The organism is Cellulomonas fimi (assembly GCF_028583725.1).
Taxonomy (GTDB): Bacteria; Actinomycetota; Actinomycetes; order Actinomycetales; family Cellulomonadaceae; genus Cellulomonas; species Cellulomonas fimi_B.
In genome coordinates this window covers 662,391-681,590 of sequence record NZ_CP110680.1, presented here as the reverse complement: position 1 = coordinate 681,590, position 19,200 = coordinate 662,391, and the positions used below count along the sequence as shown (strand labels likewise).

Sequence of the window (19,200 nt, the reverse complement as noted above, 5' to 3'; positions counted from 1 at the left end):
GCAGCCGCGTCGACGTCCACGTGCGCGGGCGTGCGCCGGAGACGCGTCCGCGGGCGTGCACCGGAGATGCGTGCGCGGTCATGCACCGGAGGTGCGTCCGCGGTCGTGCGCCGCCCGAGGTGCGGCCGCGGTCCTGCGCCGGAGCCGCGTCCCGTGGGTGCGTCAGCGCGCGGGCGTCGAGTCGCGCAGCACGACCTGCGTCGGGACGTGCGTCAGGCGCGGCTCGTCCGACGGCTCCGCGAGCGCGAGCTCCGTCGCGGCGATGCCGATGTCGACCAGCGGGATGCGGACCGTCGTCAGCGGCGGGACCACGTCGCGCAGCGTCGAGATGTCGTCGAAGCCTGCGAGCGCCACGTCGCGCGGCACCTCGACGCCCGCGTCGCGCGCCGCCGCGAGCGCACCGAGCGCCATGACGTCGTTCACCGCGAAGACGACCTCGGGGAGGTCGCCGGCGCGCAGCAGCGCACGCATCGCGTCCTCGCCGCCCTCGTGCGTGAACGCGCTCGCGACCACAGACTCGGTCGGGACGTCGACGCCGAGCTCGGCGAGCTCGGCGACGAACGCCTCGCGGCGCTCGCGGGCCGTGAGGTGCCCGTCGGGCCCGCCCAGCACCGCGAAGGAGCGGTAGCCGCGCTCGTACAGCGCGCGGGCCAGGTCCGCCGCGCCCTGCGCGTTCGCGACGACGACGGCGTCGACGCCGAGGACCGGCTGCCCGATCACCGCCGCCGAGCCGCCGACCGCGCGGTAGTCGGCGAGCGCGTCGCGCAGCTCACCCGTCGTCTCCGGGTCGTCGAGGCGACCACCGGCGATGACGATCGCGCGCGCCCGCTGCCGCTTGAGCAGGTCGACGAGTCCCGCCTCGCGGCTCGGGTCGTGCTGCGTGCTCGCGAGCGTGACCTGCAGCCCGGCCCGGTCCGCCGCGCGCGTGACGCCCGCCGCGATCGACGAGAAGTACGGGTCGGCGATGTCGTGCACGACCAGACCGAGCGACGTCGTGCGGCCGCGCGCCATCGCCTGCGCGTTCGCGTCCGGCGTGTACCGGAGCTTCGCGGCCGCGGCGAGCACCCGGTCGCGGAGGTCGGCGCGGACCGTGCGGTTCGCGCTGCCGTTGATGGCGCGCGACGCGGTCGCCAACGACACGCCCGCCTCGCGCGCGACGTCGCTCAGAGTCACCGATCCCGCCATGCTCGCAAGGGTAGGGGCTCGTCGTGTCACAGCGGTGGCACAGTCCGTCACGGTGTGGCATCGCGCTGCTCAGAGGGCTCCTCCGCGTGTTGGGAAAGCGGTATCCTGAACGTCTTCCTCCACGAAGGGCTCTCGACGATGACGGCCACCCTCCGCCTTGCCGACGCCGTGCTCGTGCTGCGTCCCGACGACCACGTGGGCGTCGCGACCCGCGACCTGCAGGACGGGACCGTCCTCGCGCTCGACGCCGCCCCGGTGCACGACACCGCGGGAACGCCGCTGCACGCCGCGGCCACCGACCGTGACCCCACCCGTGCGGACGGCCAGAGGGACGATCGCCCCGTCGTCGCCCCGGGTGCGGACGCCGGCACGACGGTCGGCGGTCCCGTGCTCGTCGTCCGGCAGAGCGTGCCCCGCGGGCACAAGCTCGCACTGCGGCCCGTCGCCGCGGGCGAGCAGGTGCGCAAGTACGGCCAGTCGATCGGCCGGGCGACCCGGGACATCGCGGTCGGTGACCACGTGCACACGCACAACCTCGGCATGGACGACGAGGACCGCGAGTACGAGTTCGGGACCGCACGCGTCACCCTGCCCACACCGGCCGGGCCGCCGCGCACGTTCGACGGGTACCGGCGGGCCGACGGCCGGTGGGGCACCCGCAACTACGTCGGCATCGTCACGTCGGTGAACTGCTCGGCGTCCACCGCGCGGCTCGTCGCCGACCAGTTCCGCGGCCGCGCGCTCGACGCGTTCCCGCACGTCGACGGCGTCGTCGCGCTCACGCACGACACCGGCTGCGGCCTCGTCCCCACGTCCGAGGGCGCCCAGATCACACGGCGCACCCTCCGCGGGTACGCCGACCACCCGAACATCGCCGCGCTGCTCGTGCTCGGCCTGGGCTGCGAGATGCTGCCCGCGCAGTCCTTGCTCGACGGCCTCGACCTGCCCGCCGACAAGCCCGTGCGCACCCTCGTCATCCAGGAGAACGGCGGCATCCGCGCGACCGTCCGCGCCGGTGTCGCCGCGATCGAGGAGATGCTGCCCGCCGTCGACGCGCTGCGCCGGTCCCCCGCACCCGTCTCCGAGCTCGTCCTCGGCCTCAACTGCGGCGGGTCCGACGGGTACTCCGGGATCACCGCGAACCCCGCGCTGGGGTACGCGTCCGACCTGCTCGTCGCCCGCGGCGGCACGTCCGTCCTCGCCGAGACGCCCGAGGTGTTCGGCGCCGAGCACCTGCTGCTGCGACGCGCCGTGACGCGCGAGGTCGGCCAGAAGCTCCTCGACCGCATCGACTGGTGGAAGCAGTACACGGCCGCCGGTGGCGGCACCCTCGACAACAACCCGTCGCCCGGGAACAAGGCGGGCGGGCTCACGACGATCCTCGAGAAGTCCCTCGGCGCCGTCGCGAAGGGCGGTACCGCCGAGCTCGCTGCCGTCTACGAGTACGCCGAACCGGTCCGCGAGCGCGGCTTCACCTTCATGGACACCCCGGGGTACGACCCCGTGTCGGTGACCGGCATCGTCGCCGGCGGGGCGACCGTCGTCGTCTTCACCACCGGACGCGGGTCCGTGCTCGGCTGCAAGCCGACGCCGTCGATCAAGGTGGCGACGAACACCGCGACCTACCTGCGGATGCGTGAGGACATGGACCTCAACGCGGGGAGGATCGTCGACGGCACCGCGACCGTCGCGTCCGTCGGCGAGGAGCTGTTCGACCTCATCGTCGAGGTCGCGTCGGGTCGCCAGACCGTCTCCGAGGAGCTCGACCTCGGCGCCGACGAGTTCGTCCCGTGGCAGCTCGGCGCCGTCACCTGACCGATCGGCGCCGACGACACCCGTCGTCGAGCCCGTCCGAGGGCTGCCCGGAACGGGGCGGTGCCCCGCACACTCGTCGCCACGCCCGCCCGAGGCCGCACGGCACGGGTCGGCGCCCCGACGCTCGTCACCGAGCCCGCCCGAGGCCGCGCGGCATGTGACGGCGTCGTCGGCATCCGGCACCGAGCCCGTTCGAGACTCGTCCGTCACGCCGGTCTGCGCGCCACGGGCGGTCGCCGCCGAGTCGTCCGCAGCTCGCCCGCCGGGTCGTCCGGCGATCGCCCGGCCGGCCCGACGCCGTCGGGTCGCGCCGGCCGCGTCGTCCGGCGATCGCCCGGCCGGCCCGACGCCGTCGGGGTCGCGCCGATCGGCGCGCTGCCCGCATCCACCGACGAGCCGCCGGCCCCTCGTCGCGCCTCTTCTCCCCTGGTTCGTCCAGGACGGGCGACGCCCCACCCGGTCGTGCGCCGGGTGGGGCCTCGGTCCGTACGGGTCCGCGCTGGATGGGGTCAGCGATCGACGCGGGCCCCACCACCGCCCGCGAGCTTCAGCACCTCGGCCTTCGTCACCATCGTCGTGTCGCCCGGCGTCGTCATCGCGAGCGCACCGTGCGCGGCGCCGTACTCGACGGCTGTCGCGAGCCCTTCGCCCGCGATGAGCCCGTACGCCAGACCCGAGGCGAAGGAGTCGCCGCCGCCCACGCGGTCGAGGATCTCGAGACGCTCGCGGTGCGTCGCCCGCACCACCCCCGTCGCTCGCGACCAGGCCAGCGCACCCCAGTCGTTGACGGACGCGCTGCGCACGGTCCGCAGGGTCGTCGCGATGACCTTGAAGTTCGGGTACGCCTCGGCGACACGGTCGATCATGGCCGCGAACGACCCGATCTCGAGCTCGCTCAGGTTCTCGTCGACGCCCTCGACCTCGAACCCGAGCGACGCGGTGAAGTCCTCCTCGTTGCCGATCATCACGTCGATGAACGGGGCGATCGCGCGGTTGACCTCCTGTGCGCGGGCCTGGCCGCCGATCGCCTTCCACAGGCTCGGGCGGTAGTTGAGGTCGTACGAGACGACGGTGCCGTGCTTGCGCGCGACGGTCACCGCCTCGATGACGGTCTCGGCGGCGCCGTCCGAGAGCGCTGCGAAGATCCCCCCGGTGTGGAACCAGCGGACCCCGAGGTCACCGAACAGGTGCTCCCAGTCGATGTCACCGGGAGCGAGCTGCGCGGCGGCCGTGTGCCCGCGGTCGCTGACCCCGACCGCCCCGCGCACCCCGAAGCCGCGCTCCGTGAAGTTGAGGCCGTTGCGCACGGTGCGCCCGACCCCGTCGTAGGGCACCCACTTGATGAACGACGTGTCGAGCCCGCCGGTGAGGATGCAGTCCTCGACGAGCCTGCCGACCTCGTTGTCGGCGAGCGCCGTGACGATCGCGGTCCGGAGCCCGAACGCGCGACGCAGGCCGCGGGAGACGTTGTACTCGCCACCGCCCTCCCACACGCGGAACGACCGGGTCGTGCGGATGCGTCCCTCGCCGGGGTCGAGGCGCAGCATCACCTCTCCGAGCGACACCGCGTCGTAGCGCGTCTCCTCGGCCGGGCGGATCACCAGGTCGGACATTCGGTCTGCTCCTCGTGCTGTCGTGCGGTCCAGGGACGGCGGGCGGGTCGTCGGCCGGCGGGACTGCCGGTGTCGAGCGGGGCGGGAGGCCGGCGCGGGGCCGGCTGGGTCAGGTCGGGCGGTCGGTGCCGGCGAGCGCGACCGCCGCGGCGGTGAGCTCACGGATGCCGTCGAGGTCGCCGGCGTTGACGAGGCCCTTCGGCACCATCCACGAGCCCCCGACGGCCCGGACGGACGGCAGGGCGAGGTACTCGGCGAGGTTGCCAGGACCGATCCCGCCGGTCGGCACGAAGCCGACGCCACCGAACGGTGCGGCGAGCGCCGCGACGGCGGCCGCGCCGCCTGACGTCCCGGCGGGGAAGAACTTGACGGTCGTCACTCCGAGCTCGAGCGCCGCCATGACCTCGGTGGCCGTGACGGCACCGGGAAGCGCGAGCACGCCGTGCTCGTGGCACCGCTCGACGACCGCACGGCTCGTGCCGGGCGAGACGACGAACTGCGCGCCGGCGGCGACGGCCTGGTCGACCTGTGTGACGGTGAGGACGGTCCCGGCGCCGACGAGCACGTCGCCCCGGGCGCTCATCGCGCGGATCGCGTCGGGCGCGGCGGCGGTCCGGAATGTCACCTCGGCAACCGGGAGGCCGCCGGCCACCAGGGCGGCCGCGAGCGGGTCCGCGTGAGCGGCGTCGTCGAGGACGACGACCGGGACGAGGCGGTGCGCCCCGAGGCGGTCGAGGATGTCGGTGTCGCTCACGCGTGCTCCTTCGCAGCGGTGGCCAGGGCCGGCTCGGACGGGAAAGCGTTTCCCCTCCGAGAGGGAGCATACGCCTCCCGAGGGATCCGGTACGCCAGGTCCACGGCCGACTGGACGGCCTCGTCCAGGTCGAGCCGGTGCTCGGCGACGAGTCGCGCGAGGAAGCCCGCGTCGATCCGGCGCGCCAGGTCGTGCCTCGCGGGGATCGAGCAGAACGCGCGCGTGTCGTCGACGAATCCCGTCGTGTTGTAGAGCCCCGCGGTGTCCGTGACCGCCTCGCGGTACCGGCGCATGCCGTCGGGGGTGTCGAGGAACCACCACGGCGCGCCCAGTCGGACGGCGGGGTACACACCCGCCAGCGGGGCGAGCTCGCGGCTGAACGTGTCCTCGTCCACCGTGAACAGGACCAGGCGCAGGTTCGGGTGGTGCCCGAACGACTCCAGCAGGGGCCGCAGCGCGCGCACGTACTCGGTCGGGACCGGGATGTCGTAGCCGACGTCCGGCCCGCGCGCCGCGAAGACGGCCGGGTCGTGGTCGCGCAGCACGCCCGGGTGCAGCTGCATGACCAGCCCGTCCTCCGTCGACATGCGGGCCATCTCGAACAGCATGTGACCGGAGAAGGCCGCCGCGTCCCGCGCGTCCACCCTCCCGCGGAGCGCGTCGGCGACGATCCGCTCGGCGACGGAGTCGCTCAACGGCGCGGCGCCCGCCGCCAGGTGCCCGTGGTCGGTCGCCCGCGCACCGGCGGCGACGAACGCCCGACGGCGCTCCTCCAGGGCGGACACGAGCGCGCGGTAACCGTCGACCGTCGTCCCGGTCACGTCGCCGAGCAGCGCGACGTCGTCGCGCCAGCCGGGCCGGTCGACGTGCAGCAGAGCGTCGGGGCGGAAGGTCGGCACGACGCGCTCGCCCCAGCCGTCGGCGTCGAGCGTCGCGTGGTCGGGAAGGGTGGAGGTGGCCGGGTCGGTCGTCGCCAGGATCTCGATGCCGAACCTCTCGAACAACGCGCGCGGGCGGTAGGCAGGGTCGGCGAGCCGCTCGACGAGGTGGTCGTACACACGGTCGGCCGACTCGGCGGACAGCCGCTCGGACACCCCGAACACGTCGACGAGGACATGCTCCATCCAGTAGCGCGTCGGCGTACCGCGGAACAGGTGCCAGTGCGCCGCGAACGTCCGCCAGATCGCGCGCGGGTCGGTCTCCACCGGCTGCCCGTCCCGCCGGGGGACGCCGAGCGCGTCGTGCGGGACCCCCTGCGAGACGAGCATGCGCACGAGGTAGTGGTCGGGGACGACGAGCAGGGCAGCGGGGTCGGGGAAGGGCTCGTCGCGCGCCAACAGGCCGGCGTCGACGTGGCCGTGCATCGACACGATCGGCAGGCGGAGCGTCTGCTCCGCGATCTCGCGGGCGATCGGACGGACGACCGGGTCGCTGGGCAGCGCTCTGTCGGGGTGCAGTGTCCAGGCGGGACGCGCCATCGAGCGACCTCCTCGTCGAGCCGTACGCCGTCGATCAGACGACGGCATGAACGGCGTGCAATCGATTTCACCGCCTACCCAAGCAGGTCCGACCTCGTTCGGCAAGGGCGAGCCGTACAGACGTTCGAAGTGCGGGACAGGGCTTGTCCTCGCCGCTCACCGCGTGCTGCAATCGAATTCATCGCGACGGCCGCACCCGCGCCTGCCGTCGACCGGGCGAGGAGACAGGAGGCACCCACCGTGGTCGTGACGCTGCGCGACGTCGCGCGCCTCGCCGGGGTCTCCCCCGCGACGGCGTCCCGCGCACTGAGCGCCCCCGACCTGGTGGCGCCTGCCCGACGCGAGCAGGTGCAGCGCGCCGCCCGCGAGCTCGGCTACCGCCCCAACCGCGCGGCACGAGAGCTCATCACCGGCCGGACCGGCAACCTCTGCCTCGTCGTGCCCGACCTCGAGAACCCGTTCTTCGCGGCGGTCGCCAAGGGCGTGCAGGCCCGCGCACGGACGCTCGGTCACGCCGTGTTCGTGGCGGACGCCGAGGAGGACCCGCGCATGGAGTCCGAGCTCGTCGCCCACCTCGGCGGCCAGGTCGACGGCGCGATCCTCTGCTCGCCACGCATGACCGACGCGGACCTCGACCGGCTCTCGGCCGAGGTCCCCCTCGTCCTCGTCAACCGCGAGCACGCGCCTCTGCCCTCCGTCGTCATCGACAACGCCGACGGCGTCCGGCAGGCCGTCACGCACCTGCACGCACTCGGCCACCGGCGTGTGGCATACGCCGGCGGTCCGGCGGACTCGTGGTCGGACAGCCGTCGTCGGCTCGGGTTGCAGGACGTCTCGCACGGGCTGAGCGACGTGGAGGTCGTGAACCTCGGGCACTTCGCACCGGTCTTCGCGGGCGGCGTCGCCGCGGCCGACCTGGTCGCCGCGAGCGGGGCGACGGCCGTCCTCGCGCACAACGACCTCGTCGCGCTCGGGATCCTCAATCGGCTCCAGGCGCGCGGCCTGCGCGTCCCCGAGGACGTCTCCGTCGTCGGCTACGACGACATCCCCGCCGCCACGCTCGTCTCACCCGCCCTCACCACGGTGACCGTGCCGCTCGCGCGGCTGGGCCGCGAGGCGGTCGACCTCCTGGTCGCACACGGCCTGCGCGCCGGCCGGCAGTCCGCCGCCGAGCGCGCCCTCGCCGAGGCCCTCACGGTGGCGACGGACCGGTTCGCCGAGCCGGCCGCACCGTCCGCCACGGACGGCGTGCGGCAGAGGCCCGGTGACGACAGCGCACCCCACAGCCGCGACACCGGCGACGCGCCAGCCCCCCGGACGACGGCGGTCGAGACCGCCGGGCCCGCCCCTGTCCGGCTGCGCGTCGAGCTCGTCGTCCGCGGCTCGACCAGCACCGCACCTCGTCCCACGACCATGGAGAGCGACCGATGACGCCGCGCCTGTCCCGCACGACCCTGCCCGGTGCGACCCTGGCTCGTGCCGGGCTGCCCGGTCACGCGAACGTCCGCGGACCCGCCGTCGACCCAGGCGCCACCTCGGTCGGTCTCGTCCACCTGGGTCTCGGTGCGTTCCACCGCGCTCACCAGGCGGTCTACACCGAGGACGCCGCCGCGGCCGCGGGCGCCACGGGCTGGGGGATCCTCGGTGTGACTCAGCGCAGCGCGCGCGTGGCGGAGCAGCTGGCACCCCAGGACGGCCTCTACGGCGTCCTGACGAAGGGCACCGACGAGACCTCGCTCCGGATCATCGGGTCGCTCCGCGACGTCTCGTTCCCGGGCACCGGTACGGCCCACGTGGTGCGCACGATCGCCGCGCCGACGACGCACGTCGTCACGCTGACCGTGACCGAGAAGGGCTACCGACGGGCCGCGGACGGTCGGCCCGATCTCGCGGACCCGGACCTGGGGTCCGACGTCGCCGCTCTCGCCGCCGAGCTGGGAGGTGCGGACCCGGAGCAGCCTGCGCGCTCGCCGATCGGCCTGCTGCTCCGCGGGCTCGCGCGCCGGCACCGGGACGACGCCGGACCGATCACCGTCGTGTGCTGCGACAACCTCGCGGAGAACGGGCCGGTCGTCGAAGGGCTCGTCCAGGCGATCCTCACGGCCGTCCCCGGCGCTGACGCGCTCGCCGCGTGGGTCGCCGCCTCCGTGACGTTCCCCTCGACGATGGTCGACCGCATCGTCCCGGCGACGACGGACCAGCACCGCGCGGAGGCGGCACGCCTGACCGGCCTGGACGATCACGGGCTCGTCGTCGGGGAGCCGTTCACGCAGTGGGTCATCGAGGACCGGTTCGCCGGGGACCGGCCCGCCTGGGAGCTCGCGGGCGCCACGCTCACGACCGACGTCGCGCCGTACGAGCGCGCGAAGCTGCGGGTGCTCAACGCGTCGCACTCGACGCTCGCCTACCTCGGCGCGCTCCGGGGGTACGAGACGATCGCGGAGGCAATCGCAGATCCGGCGCTCGAGGCGGTGGTGCACGCACTCGTGGACGAGGACGTCCTCCCCACGCTCCAAGCGCCCGACGGGCTCGACCTCGCGCAGTACCGCGAGGACGTGCTGGCGCGGTTCGCCAACCCGAACACGGGCCACACCACGGTGCAGGTCGCGATGGACGGCTCCGCGAAGCTGCCGCAGCGCCTGCTCGGCACGGTCCGGGACCGGCTCGCGGCAGGCGCCGTGCCGACGGCCGCCGCGGCGACGATCGCCGCGTGGATGTCCTACGTCCATGCCACGACGCAGGGGGGTCTCGAGGTCGCGGGCCACCAGGTCACGCTCGACGACCCGCTCGCCGGTGTGCTCGCCTCGGCAGCCGCCGGGTCCGTCGATGGTCTGCCGGGGCGCCTGCTCGCCGTGCGCCAGGTCTTCGGCGACGACCTCGCCGAGTCGGAGGTGCTGCGGCGCGAGGTGCAGGCGCACCTGCGCACGCTCGCTGCCGTCTGACGGACGACCGAACGGGCAGCACCTGCGCACGCGCGCTGCCGCCTGACGGACGACCGAACGGGCCGCACCTGGCGCACGCTCGCTGCCGTCTGACGGACGACCGAACGGGGCGCACCTGCACACGCTCGCTGCGGTCCGACGGGTGACCGAACGAGCGAACCCGGTCACGCTCGCTGGCGTCTGCGACGACGCGACGAACGCCCGCGCACCCGCTCACCGGCGTCCGACGGACGACTCGATGAGCGCCCGCGCACCCGCTCACCGGCGTCTGACGGACGACCCGACGAGCGCCCGCGCACCCGCTCACCCGCTCACCGGCGTCCGACGGACGACCCGACGAGCCGCCGCACACCCGCTCACTGGCGTCTGACGGACGACTCGACGAGCGCGCCCGCGCACCTGCTTGTCGGCGTCTGACAGGCGATCCGACGGGTGCGTCTGCGTACGCCCGCCGACGTCCGAGGAGGGCCGGGCGACGGTCGCGTCGCGGTGATGGCCCGCGGCGCGGTGCGGTGCCCGCACGCCGTCGCAGGAGCGACGTGACGGATCGCCCTCGCCGGTGCGGCGCACCGGGTGGTCGCCGAGCCGTCGGACTCCGGCTCATGGGGCACTTGACTCGCACGGGCCGTGCGCTACGCTGGAAAGCGCATTCCCTCTCCGACCGACAACGCGGTCCTGAACCTCGGAGCGACCATGACGTCCCGCACCCTGCGCATCGCCATGAACGGCATCACCGGCCGGATGGGCTACCGGCAGCACCTCGTCCGCTCGATCCTGCCGATCCGCGACCAGGGCGGCGTGACGCTCGAGGACGGGACGCGCCTGCAGGTCGAACCGATCCTCGTCGGCCGCAACGCGGACAAGGTGCGGGAGCTCGCCGAGCTGCACGGGGTCGAGCACTGGACCACCGACGCCGACGCGCTCATCGACGACCCGACGGTCGACATCTACTTCGACGCGCAGGTCACCTCCCGCCGGTACGCCGCCCTCACGGCGGCGATGAAGGCCGGCAAGCACATCTTCACGGAGAAGCCCACGGCGGAGACGCTGGAGGAAGCGATCGACCTCGCCCGCCTCCGTGAGACCACGGGCGTCACGGCGGGGGTCGTGCACGACAAGCTCTACCTTCCGGGCCTGGTCAAGCTGCGCCGGCTCGTCGACGAGGGCTTCTTCGGCCGGATCCTGTCGCTGCGCGGCGAGTTCGGCTACTGGGTGTTCGAGGGCGACGTGCAGGAGGCGCAGCGGCCGAGCTGGAACTATCGCAAGGAGGACGGCGGCGGCATCGTCGTCGACATGTTCTGCCACTGGAACTACGTGCTCGAGGGCATCCTCGGGCAGGTGAAGACGGTGAACGCCCAGGCCGTCACGCACATCCCGACGCGGTGGGACGAGCAGGGCCGCGAGTACGCGGCGACCGCCGACGACGCGGCGTACGGGATCTTCGAGATCGAGACGCCCGGCGGTGACCCGGTGATCGCGCAGATCAACTCCTCGTGGGCCGTCCGGGTGTTCCGCGACGAGCTCGTGGAGTTCCAGGTCGACGGCACGCACGGGTCGGCCGTCGCAGGCCTGCGCAACTGCGTCGCGCAGCAGCGGGCGCACACGCCGAAGCCCGTGTGGAACCCGGACCTGCCGGTCACCGAGCCGTTCCGCGACCAGTGGCTGGAGGTCCCGGCGAACGCGGACCTCGACAACGGCTTCAAGCTCCAGTGGGAGGAGTTCCTCCGCGACGTCGCCGCCGGGCGCACGCACCGGTTCGACCTGCTGTCGGCCGCGCGCGGCGTGCAGCTCGCGGAGCTCGGCCTGCAGTCGTCGGCCGAGGGGCGCCGCCTCCCGGTCCCGGACATCACGCTGTGACGACCGACGTGGCCGCGGAAGGCACGGGCGTGGTGCAGGACGCGCACGACGCGCAGGCCGCCCCGACGGGCACGACGCCCGCCGACCTGTCGCGGCTGTCGCTGAACACGGCCACGACGAAGCGCTGGACGCTGCGCGAGGCCGTCGACGGCGCCGTGCGGGCCGGGCTGTCGTCGATCGGCCCCTGGCGGGACCGCGTGCAGGAGGTCGGCGCCGCGGAGGCCGCCCGCATCATCGAGGGCGCCGGCCTGCGCGTGTCGTCGCTGTGCCGCGGCGGGTTCCTCACCACGGACGACGACGCGGCTGCGCAGGCGGCGCTCGACGACAACCGTCGGGCGATCGTCGAGGCCGCGACGCTGGGCACGCGCGAGCTCGTCATGGTCGTGGGCGGCCTGCCCGCGGCGAGCGCGCCGGGAGGTCCCGCGCTCCCCTACCCGGCCCACGTGCCCCTGCCCGGCGCGGCGACGGCGCGCGCGGGGTCCGCGCACTCCGGTCAGCCCGGCGCACCGACGGCCGCGCGCGCGGCGGGTGGCTCGTCCCGCTCGGGTGGCGACGCACGGACGGATGACCCGGTGGACGACCCGGCGCGCGACCTGGTCGCCGCGCGGCAGCGGGTGGCCGACCGGATCGGGGAGCTCGCGCCGTTCGCGGCCGGTCACGGGGTCCGGCTGGTGCTGGAGCCGCTGCACCCGATCTTCACGGCGGACCGGGCGGTGATCTCGACGCTCGGGCAGGCGCTGGACATCGCGGAGCCGTTCCCCGCGGAGGTCGTGGGCGTCGTCGTCGACACCTACCACGTGTGGTGGGACCCCGACCTGCAGCGGCAGATCGCCCGCGCCGGTGCGGGCGGCCGGATCGCGGGCTACCAGGTGTGCGACTGGATCCTGCCGCTCGCGTCGGACCCGCTGCTGTCGCGCGGGCACGTGGGCGACGGGTACGTGGACTTCGCGACGATCACCCGGTGGGTCCGCGACGCGGGATACACCGGCGACGTCGAGGTGGAGATCTTCAACGAGGACGTGTGGTCCGCGCCGGGCGACGAGACGCTCGCCACAATGGCGGACCGGTACGTCCGGCACGTGCTGCCGCACCTGTGACGGTTCCGCTCGGACGGTCCAGCAGGCCGCCCGAGCGGGCTCCCGAGCAGGGTGCGGGGTCGCGTCGCCCGCCGACCTGGGTGACGTGACGACGACGGCGGTGCGCCCGGGGAGGGGTCCCTCCGGCGCACCGCCGTCGCGCGTCCGGCTCGCGTGACACCGGTGTGCTCGCGTGACACCCGTGGACTCGCATGACACCCGTGGACCCACGATCACGCCGTGGCGCGAACTCTCCCGTTCGCAAGACCGCCTCGGCGAGCGTCCGCCCGCCGGCGAGACAGCCGAGGGCGCTCAGCGGCCTCGCGCGCCCGTCGCGTCGCTCGCGGGCGACGCGTCGGTCTCGCACGTCGGGGCCGTCGCGAAGCCCAGCAGCCCTCGCAGGACGTCCGCGAACCGCTCTCCCACGAGCCGCTGCGCGGGCGCGTCGGGGTGCAGCAGGTCGGCCATCGGCAGGGCGACCGCGTCGTCGGCGCCGTAGAGGTCGAGCCCGTCGACGAGGTGCAGCGCATCGTCGCCGGCGGCCCGACGCGCGGCGACGACGTCCGCGAGCGCGCGTCGGATCACGCGCAACGTCAGGCGTCCGTCGGCGACGTCCTCGGGCCGGCCGCGCGTCGCGAAGACGGGTGCACCGGCGGGCGACGCGGGGTCGATGAACGTCGGGCCGGGCGTGTCCTCGACGAGCGGGCACAGCAGCGGCGACACCACGACGAGCGGCGTCGTCGGGTGGCCCTCGCGGATCGTGTCGAGGAACCCGTGGACGGCGGGCACGAAGGCCCGTAGCCGCATCGCGTCGTGGTTGACGACGTTGATGCCGAGCTTGACCGAGATGACGTCGGCGGTTGCGTCGCGGAGGGTGCGGGCGACGAACGGGTCCAGCACCGCGTTGCCGGACATGCCGAGGTTCACGAGGTCGAGGCCGGTCGTGCGGGCGGCGACGACGGGCCAGGTCCCCGTGGGCCGGTCGGCGGCGGCGCCGTGGCTGATCGACGACCCGTGGTGGACCCAGCGCCGGCCGGCGGTGCGCGACGGGGCGAGCACGGGCGCGTCGGCGTGCAGCGCGACGAGCCGCACGACCTCGCCGTAGGGCAGCCAGACCTCGACGTCGCGCACGACGCCGGCCCCGTCGGCCGGCCGGTCGGCGAGCGAGGCAACGCCCTCGGCGGGTGGGGCGACACGCGCTAGGACCGCGGCGGGCGAGGCGACGTCGACCGCGCGCTCGGCCGTCAGGGCGAGGTCGACCGACGAGGTCGCGCCGGGCCGCTCGACGGTCGTCCCGTGCCGCGGCTCGAGCTCGACCACGCCGCCCCCGGAGGCCACGCCCCAGCCGGCGGGCTGCTCGACGAGCTCGCCGTCGACGACCACGTCGAACGGCTGGGGGTCGGCGGGCGGCTGCGGGTCGACCGCGACGCGCAGCACGTCGACGTCGAGCCGCAGCCGCGTGGCGGCGGTGCGCAGCCGGAGCCGGACTCCCGCGGGCTGCTCGTCGCACAGGGCGACGAACCGGTCGGGGAACTGCGCGCGCGTCCACGCGGGCAGCCGGTGCGGCAGCAGGCCGCGATCGGTGGGTTCGAGCCAGGCGGCGCCGCGGACCTCGACCCGGTCGTCGGGCAGGGGCAGGACCACCGGCAGGGCCGCGACGGCCGAGGCGGTTGTGGCGGGCGCGACGGACGAGACCGGCGTGGCGGTCGTGACGGACTCGGCGACGGCGGCGGTCGTGACGGACCCGGCGACGGCGGCGGTCGTGACGGACCCGGCGACGGCGGCGGTCGTGACGGACCCGGCGACGGCGGCGGTCGTGACGGACCCGGCGACGGCGGCGGTCGTGACGGACCCGGCGGACTCTGCGGACTCGGTGGGCGCGGACCCGACGGGCGTGGTCGTGGTGGACATCAGAAGACGTTCCCGTGCGTACGGAACTCGCGCCACACGTTCTCGAAGAAGTCGTCGTCCTCGGGGATGGGGCGTCGGGGGCGCCAGCGGAACACGGGCAGGCCGGCGGGGTCGTCGTCCTTGCGCTCGACGACGGGCTTCCAGTCGACGCCGGGCGTCCAGTCGACGCCGGGCGTCCCGCCCGCGGGCGGCCGCCACCCGGTCTCCTGGACGACGTCGTCGAGCGCGCCGCCGTCGAGGCGGAAGCGGAACACCTCGGGCAGGTCGAGCTCCTCGTCGGCGGCGGGGCCGTAGCCCACGTGCGGCAGGGTGCCCTCCGGGTCGCTGTAGAGCACCGAGCCGCGGGAGCGCCCGCCGTGCGCGACGTAGTCGGCCATCGCCGACAGGTAGACGTATGCGGAGGTGAGGATGTCGCGGACCAGGAAGGTGCGGTTGACGGAGCGTCGCGACGACGCGTCGGCCGTGACCAGGTCGGAGTACGACGACAGCCACTCGTGCACCTGCACGAGCGCCTCGTGGATCGACGCGGCCGACCGCACGGGCCCGGCCTTGGCGCTCATGAGCACCTGGACGTCGCGCAGCAGGTCGCCGGTGTTGTCGGGCACGCCCGACGCGGCGCGTGCCGAGGCGCGCGCGACGAGGTCCAGCGCACCGTCGAGCACGGGCGCCGCCGCCTCCGCGAAGTCGGGCACCGCGACCGGGTCGACCGACCGGCGCGCCGCGATGAACTGTGCCGCGCGTGTCGCGCCGACCTGGCCGCTGTTGAGGGCCGCGCCACCGGGCCGGTAGACGCCGTGCGCGCCGCCCGCCTCGCCGACGGGGAAGAAGCCGGTGACGTTGGACTGCCACCACGCGTCGACGACGAGCCCGCCGTTGTTGTGCTGCGCGCAGACGTCGACCTCGAGCAGGTCGGTCTCGAGGTCCACGTACGGGTTCTTCTGCAGGTAGAACTGGTAGGCGGGCTCGTTCATGCGGCGCAGGCGCTCGATGGGCGTGCCGAACAGGACGCCCGCCCGGTCGAGGTACTCGTACGCCTCGGGCGACAGGGCGCTCGGGTCGAACGTCTCCTGGACGGGGTTGCGGCGGAAGTCGAGGAACACGCGCCGCCCGCGCAGGACGGTCTCGCGGTAGACGAGCAGGTCGATCAGCGACGACCCGTCGAGCGCCTTCCGGATGTCGAACGGCCACTGGTAGCCCTTGAGGAAGACGAGCGACATGAGTCGCCCGTAGTCGCCGATGGCCTCGGTGAGGAACTCGCGCTCGTCGCCGCCGTCGCGGTCGGTCGACACGAACCGCGGGACGACCTGCATGTACGTGCCGGAGACGTTCCACCGCGGGTGCGTCGACGCGAGCCCGAACTGCCACTCGGTGAGGTTCTTGCCGTGCACGCCCGCGCGGTACGCGGCCCCGGACGCGCCCCACTGGCCGTTCGGGAAGACGCGCGTCGCGTACATGCCGGCCGGGCCGCCGGTCGCGTAGACGATGGTGGTGCAGCGGAACAGCAGGAACGGCGAGCGCGAGCCGTCGTGCGGGACGTCGGTGCGCAGCACGAGCAGGCCGACGACCTCGGTCTCCCGCTCGGCGGCGGTCGCGCCGTCGTCGACGGGGACCCCGTCCGCGGATGCACTCGTCGCATCCGCGACCGGGCGCACGATGACGTCCACCACGCGGCACTCGTCGAAGATCCGGGTGCCGTTGCGGTGCACCTTCTTCTCGAGCTGCTCGACCATCGACCGGCTCGTGTAGGGCCCGACGGACGTGGCGCGACGGCGCGGGTCGTGGTCGGTCTTGTAGCCGATGAACTCCCCGAAGCGGTTCTGCGGGAACGGCACGCCGAGGTCGCACAGGCGCAGGAACCCGCGCGCGGACAGCGCGGCCTCCGCGAGCGCGTTGTCCCCGTCCATCGCGCCGCCCGAGTACAGCGTCTCGGCCATCTCGCGCACGGAGTCGCCGTCGCCGCCGGACAGCGTGAGCTTGTAGTACGTCTGCTTGTCGGAGCCGGCGTTGCGGGACGCACCCGCGTTGACCTTGTCGGCGACCATGACGACGTCGTCGTGACCGAGCTCCCAGAGCCGGTCGGCGGCGCTGAACCCGGCGGAGCCGGTACCGACGACGACGGTCCGCGCGGTGACGACGGGCACGTCGTGGTGGCCGATGCGCACGGTCTCGGGCTCGTGGCGGGTGGTGTCGCTCATCGGTGCGTCCTCGTCGTCGGGGTGCTCGTCGGGGTGCTCGTCGTCGGCCTGCTCGTCGTCGGCCTGCTCGTCGTGCCGGTCACCGGAGAAGTCACAGGACCGGGATGTGCATGCCGCCGTCGACGTGGAACACCTCGCCGGTCGAGTAGGGCGTCTGCCCGGACGCGAGGATCGCGACGGCGCCCGCGACGTCGGCGGGACGGCCCCAGCGGGCGATCGGCGCGAGCCCGCCCTCGAACAGCGCGTCGTACTTCGCGGAGACGCCCGCGGTCATGTCGGTCGCGATGACGCCGGGCCGGACCTCGTAGACGACGATGCCCTCGGGCGCGAGACGTGCCGCGAAGAGCTGGGTCGCCATCGCGACCCCGGCCTTGGAGACGCAGTAGTCGCCGCGGTTGGTCGAGACGGTCGTCGCGGACACGGACGACACGTTGACGACGGTCGCGACGGGGCCGGCGGGCGGCTCGGGCAGCGCGTCGAGCGGGCCGCGCAGGGCGAGGACGCGGTTCGCGAACGTCTGCGTGAGGAAGTACGGGCCGCGCAGGTTGATGCCGAGGACGCGGTCGAACGACTCGGCGCCGGCCTCGAGGAGGTCGGCGCGGACGGTGGGTGCGACGCCGGCGTTGTTCACGAGCACGTCGAGCCGGCCCCACGCGTCGACGGCGTCGTCGACGTAGCGGTGGTGGTCGTCGAGGTCGGCGACGGAGCCGCGGACGTAGCGCACGAGGTCGTCGGCTCCGGCGAGCTCGCGGAGCTCGGCGAGGACGTCGGCCGGCTCCTCGCGCGTGGCGAGGATCGACACGGCGTACCCGTCGGCGAGCAGCCGCCGCGTGATCCCGAGGCCGATGCCCCTGTTCCCCCCGGTCACCAGTGCGACTGCCGGCATCGTTGCCATCCCGTCCGAGTCGGTGCTCACCCGGCGACGCCCGAGCCGACGGTGCGGCGGGACGACGGCACGGGTCCGTGCGAGCGGGGCCGTCCGTCGGGCGCCGCCGCCGTCATCGTGACATGCGGACCAGGCGCGAGGCAAGCGCTTTCCGGCCAGCGGACACGGGTCGTCGTCGCGTCACTCCGAGCCCTTGAGGCCCTCCTGGCCCAGGAAGCGCATCAGCTTCGCCCAGGGCACGTCGTGCTGGGTGGCCAGGACCTTCAGCCGGGCGACCTGGTCGTCCAGCTTGTCGGTGGCCTTGTAGTCCGCCCGCAGCGCCTGCACGAGCGTGTCGCTCAGGTCGGTCACGCGGGACTGCGACTGGAACGTCGGGGCAGGGGCGCGCGGCTGCTGCCGCGCGGCCTTGCGCTCCTGGTACTCCTTCTCGCGCCGGATCTCGGCGGCATCGGGCGGATACACCTGGGCGCTGAGCGCAGGGTCCAGGATCACCGACAGGTCCGTGCCCCGGATCAGCTTGCCGTCAGGGTTCTGGCACGCGCCCCAGTGCAGGACGTCGGTCGGGCCCATGCCCTTCTGCATCTCCCTGATCGGGGTGGGCAGCGCCACCTGGGCGATCTCGCGCGCCGGCACCTGCGGCTCGCCGCTGATGTCCTCCTCGGTCTGGCGCTCGAGCGACAGGTGAGGCAGCGCGTGGCCGGGCGGGATGACCTGCGGATAGTCCGTCGGCGTGGCCTGGCTCCACAGGTCCTGCTCGAACGAGGCGCAGCTGCCGCCGTACCGGGCCAGCAGCTTGTCGTAGACGTCGTTCGGGACCACCCGGAGCGACCCGGCCGGCACGATGCCGCGGACCCTGACCCACTTGGCGACCGCGCGGGAGAGCGTGGCCTCGAGCGGCCCGTAGAAGACGACGACGCACTCGGCGGTCCCCGCCTGCTGCCGGTAGTCCTTGCCCAGGTTGACGCCGTGGCCGAACGCCACGCGCTCCTGCGCGAGCCGGTAGCCGGCCTGGTCGCCGGAGACGATCGTGACGACCTCCTGGCCGTGCATGGCGTTCAACCGGTAGCGGTGCGTGCCGTCCTCGCTCCAGTCGGGCAGCAGGGTCGCGACGAAGAGCACACGGTCCCTCTCGCGCAGCACCGGACGCTGGTCCGCGCCGTTGCCGATCTGCCGCTGGACGGGGGCGAGCGCGGGGGCGGGGGCCATCGCGGGGGCCGTGGCCAGCATCCGCTGGACCGCGCGGTTGCCGACCTGCCCCTGGAGCAGCCGGATCGTGCGCGCGGCCACCGGTGGCGGGGGGCCGGGAGCACGCCGCAGCGCCTCCTCCGCCCGTGCGACGGCTGCGGCCGCGGGTCTCGGCGTCGGCGTCGGGCGCGAGCCGTGCGGCTCGAGCGGGGCTCGGCGGTGTTCCATCGGACGTCCCCGGGTTCGAGGGCTGCGGGCGCTGCGGACCGGCGGCGCCTGCGCTCCGGCCGTTCCGTGGCAGGT

General features: G+C 74.3%; 13 protein-coding genes. 5 read left to right on the top strand and 8 right to left on the bottom strand.

Features of this window, described 5'->3' with window-relative positions; translation table 11 throughout:
* Positions 1–162: 162 nt before the first annotated feature.
* Positions 163–1,185 (bottom strand): LacI family DNA-binding transcriptional regulator, encoded by a 1,023-nt coding sequence (locus OOT42_RS03080; protein WP_273653488.1) that lies wholly within the window; start codon positions 1,183–1,185, stop codon positions 163–165.
* 138 nt (positions 1,186–1,323) lie between these two features.
* Here OOT42_RS03080 and OOT42_RS03075 point away from each other — a divergent pair, with 138 nt between their 5' ends.
* Entirely contained in the window at positions 1,324–3,000 is a 1,677-nt protein-coding gene (locus OOT42_RS03075) for a UxaA family hydrolase (RefSeq protein ID WP_273653487.1), read from the top strand.
* Positions 3,001–3,509: 509 nt separating this feature from the next.
* Here OOT42_RS03075 and OOT42_RS03070 read toward each other — a convergent pair.
* From OOT42_RS03070 to uxaC, 3 genes are all read right to left on the bottom strand, one after another.
* Entirely contained in the window at positions 3,510–4,613 is a 1,104-nt protein-coding gene (locus tag OOT42_RS03070; protein WP_273653486.1) for a sugar kinase, read from the bottom strand.
* 109 nt (positions 4,614–4,722) lie between these two features.
* Positions 4,723–5,367 (bottom strand): bifunctional 4-hydroxy-2-oxoglutarate aldolase/2-dehydro-3-deoxy-phosphogluconate aldolase, encoded by a 645-nt coding sequence (gene eda / locus OOT42_RS03065; protein WP_273653485.1) that lies wholly within the window; start codon positions 5,365–5,367, stop codon positions 4,723–4,725.
* Positions 5,364–6,845, bottom strand: a complete 1,482-nt coding sequence (uxaC, locus tag OOT42_RS03060; protein ID WP_273653484.1) for a glucuronate isomerase — start codon at positions 6,843–6,845, stop codon at positions 5,364–5,366. Before uxaC ends, eda begins: the two co-directional genes overlap by 4 nt.
* Positions 6,846–7,085: 240 nt before the next feature.
* On the opposite strand from uxaC, the gene OOT42_RS03055 reads away from it, so the two are divergent.
* The 4 genes from OOT42_RS03055 (at position 7,086) to OOT42_RS03040 (ending at position 12,741) form a co-directional block, all read left to right on the top strand.
* Positions 7,086–8,276, top strand: a complete 1,191-nt coding sequence (locus OOT42_RS03055; protein ID WP_273653483.1) for a LacI family DNA-binding transcriptional regulator — start codon at positions 7,086–7,088, stop codon at positions 8,274–8,276.
* Entirely contained in the window at positions 8,273–9,787 is a 1,515-nt protein-coding gene (locus tag OOT42_RS03050) for a mannitol dehydrogenase family protein (RefSeq protein WP_273653482.1), read from the top strand. The genes OOT42_RS03055 and OOT42_RS03050 overlap by 4 nt, the downstream gene beginning before the upstream one ends.
* Before the next feature lie 693 nt (positions 9,788–10,480).
* A complete protein-coding gene (locus OOT42_RS03045; RefSeq protein WP_273653481.1) occupies positions 10,481–11,644 on the top strand; it encodes a Gfo/Idh/MocA family protein in 1,164 nt (387 codons plus the stop codon).
* Positions 11,641–12,741, top strand: coding sequence for a sugar phosphate isomerase/epimerase family protein (locus OOT42_RS03040; protein WP_423775957.1), 1,101 nt, complete (start codon positions 11,641–11,643; stop codon positions 12,739–12,741). Before OOT42_RS03045 ends, OOT42_RS03040 begins: the two co-directional genes overlap by 4 nt.
* Before the next feature lie 291 nt (positions 12,742–13,032).
* Here OOT42_RS03040 and OOT42_RS03035 read toward each other — a convergent pair whose 3' ends face one another.
* From OOT42_RS03035 to OOT42_RS03020, 4 genes are all read right to left on the bottom strand, one after another.
* On the bottom strand, positions 13,033–14,631 hold the full coding sequence (locus tag OOT42_RS03035; protein WP_273653480.1) for an SGNH/GDSL hydrolase family protein: 1,599 nt from the start codon (positions 14,629–14,631) through the stop codon (positions 13,033–13,035).
* Positions 14,631–16,826 (bottom strand): FAD-binding protein, encoded by a 2,196-nt coding sequence (locus OOT42_RS03030; RefSeq protein ID WP_273653479.1) that lies wholly within the window; start codon positions 16,824–16,826, stop codon positions 14,631–14,633. The genes OOT42_RS03035 and OOT42_RS03030 overlap by 1 nt, the downstream gene beginning before the upstream one ends.
* A gap of 91 nt (positions 16,827–16,917) precedes the next feature.
* On the bottom strand, positions 16,918–17,712 hold the full coding sequence (locus OOT42_RS03025; protein WP_273653478.1) for a 3-ketoacyl-ACP reductase: 795 nt from the start codon (positions 17,710–17,712) through the stop codon (positions 16,918–16,920).
* 180 nt (positions 17,713–17,892) lie between these two features.
* The gene (locus OOT42_RS03020; RefSeq protein WP_273653477.1) at positions 17,893–19,125 is read right to left on the bottom strand and encodes a hypothetical protein; all 1,233 of its coding nucleotides are present in this window, start codon (positions 19,123–19,125) and stop codon (positions 17,893–17,895) included.
* Positions 19,126–19,200 lie beyond the last annotated feature (75 nt).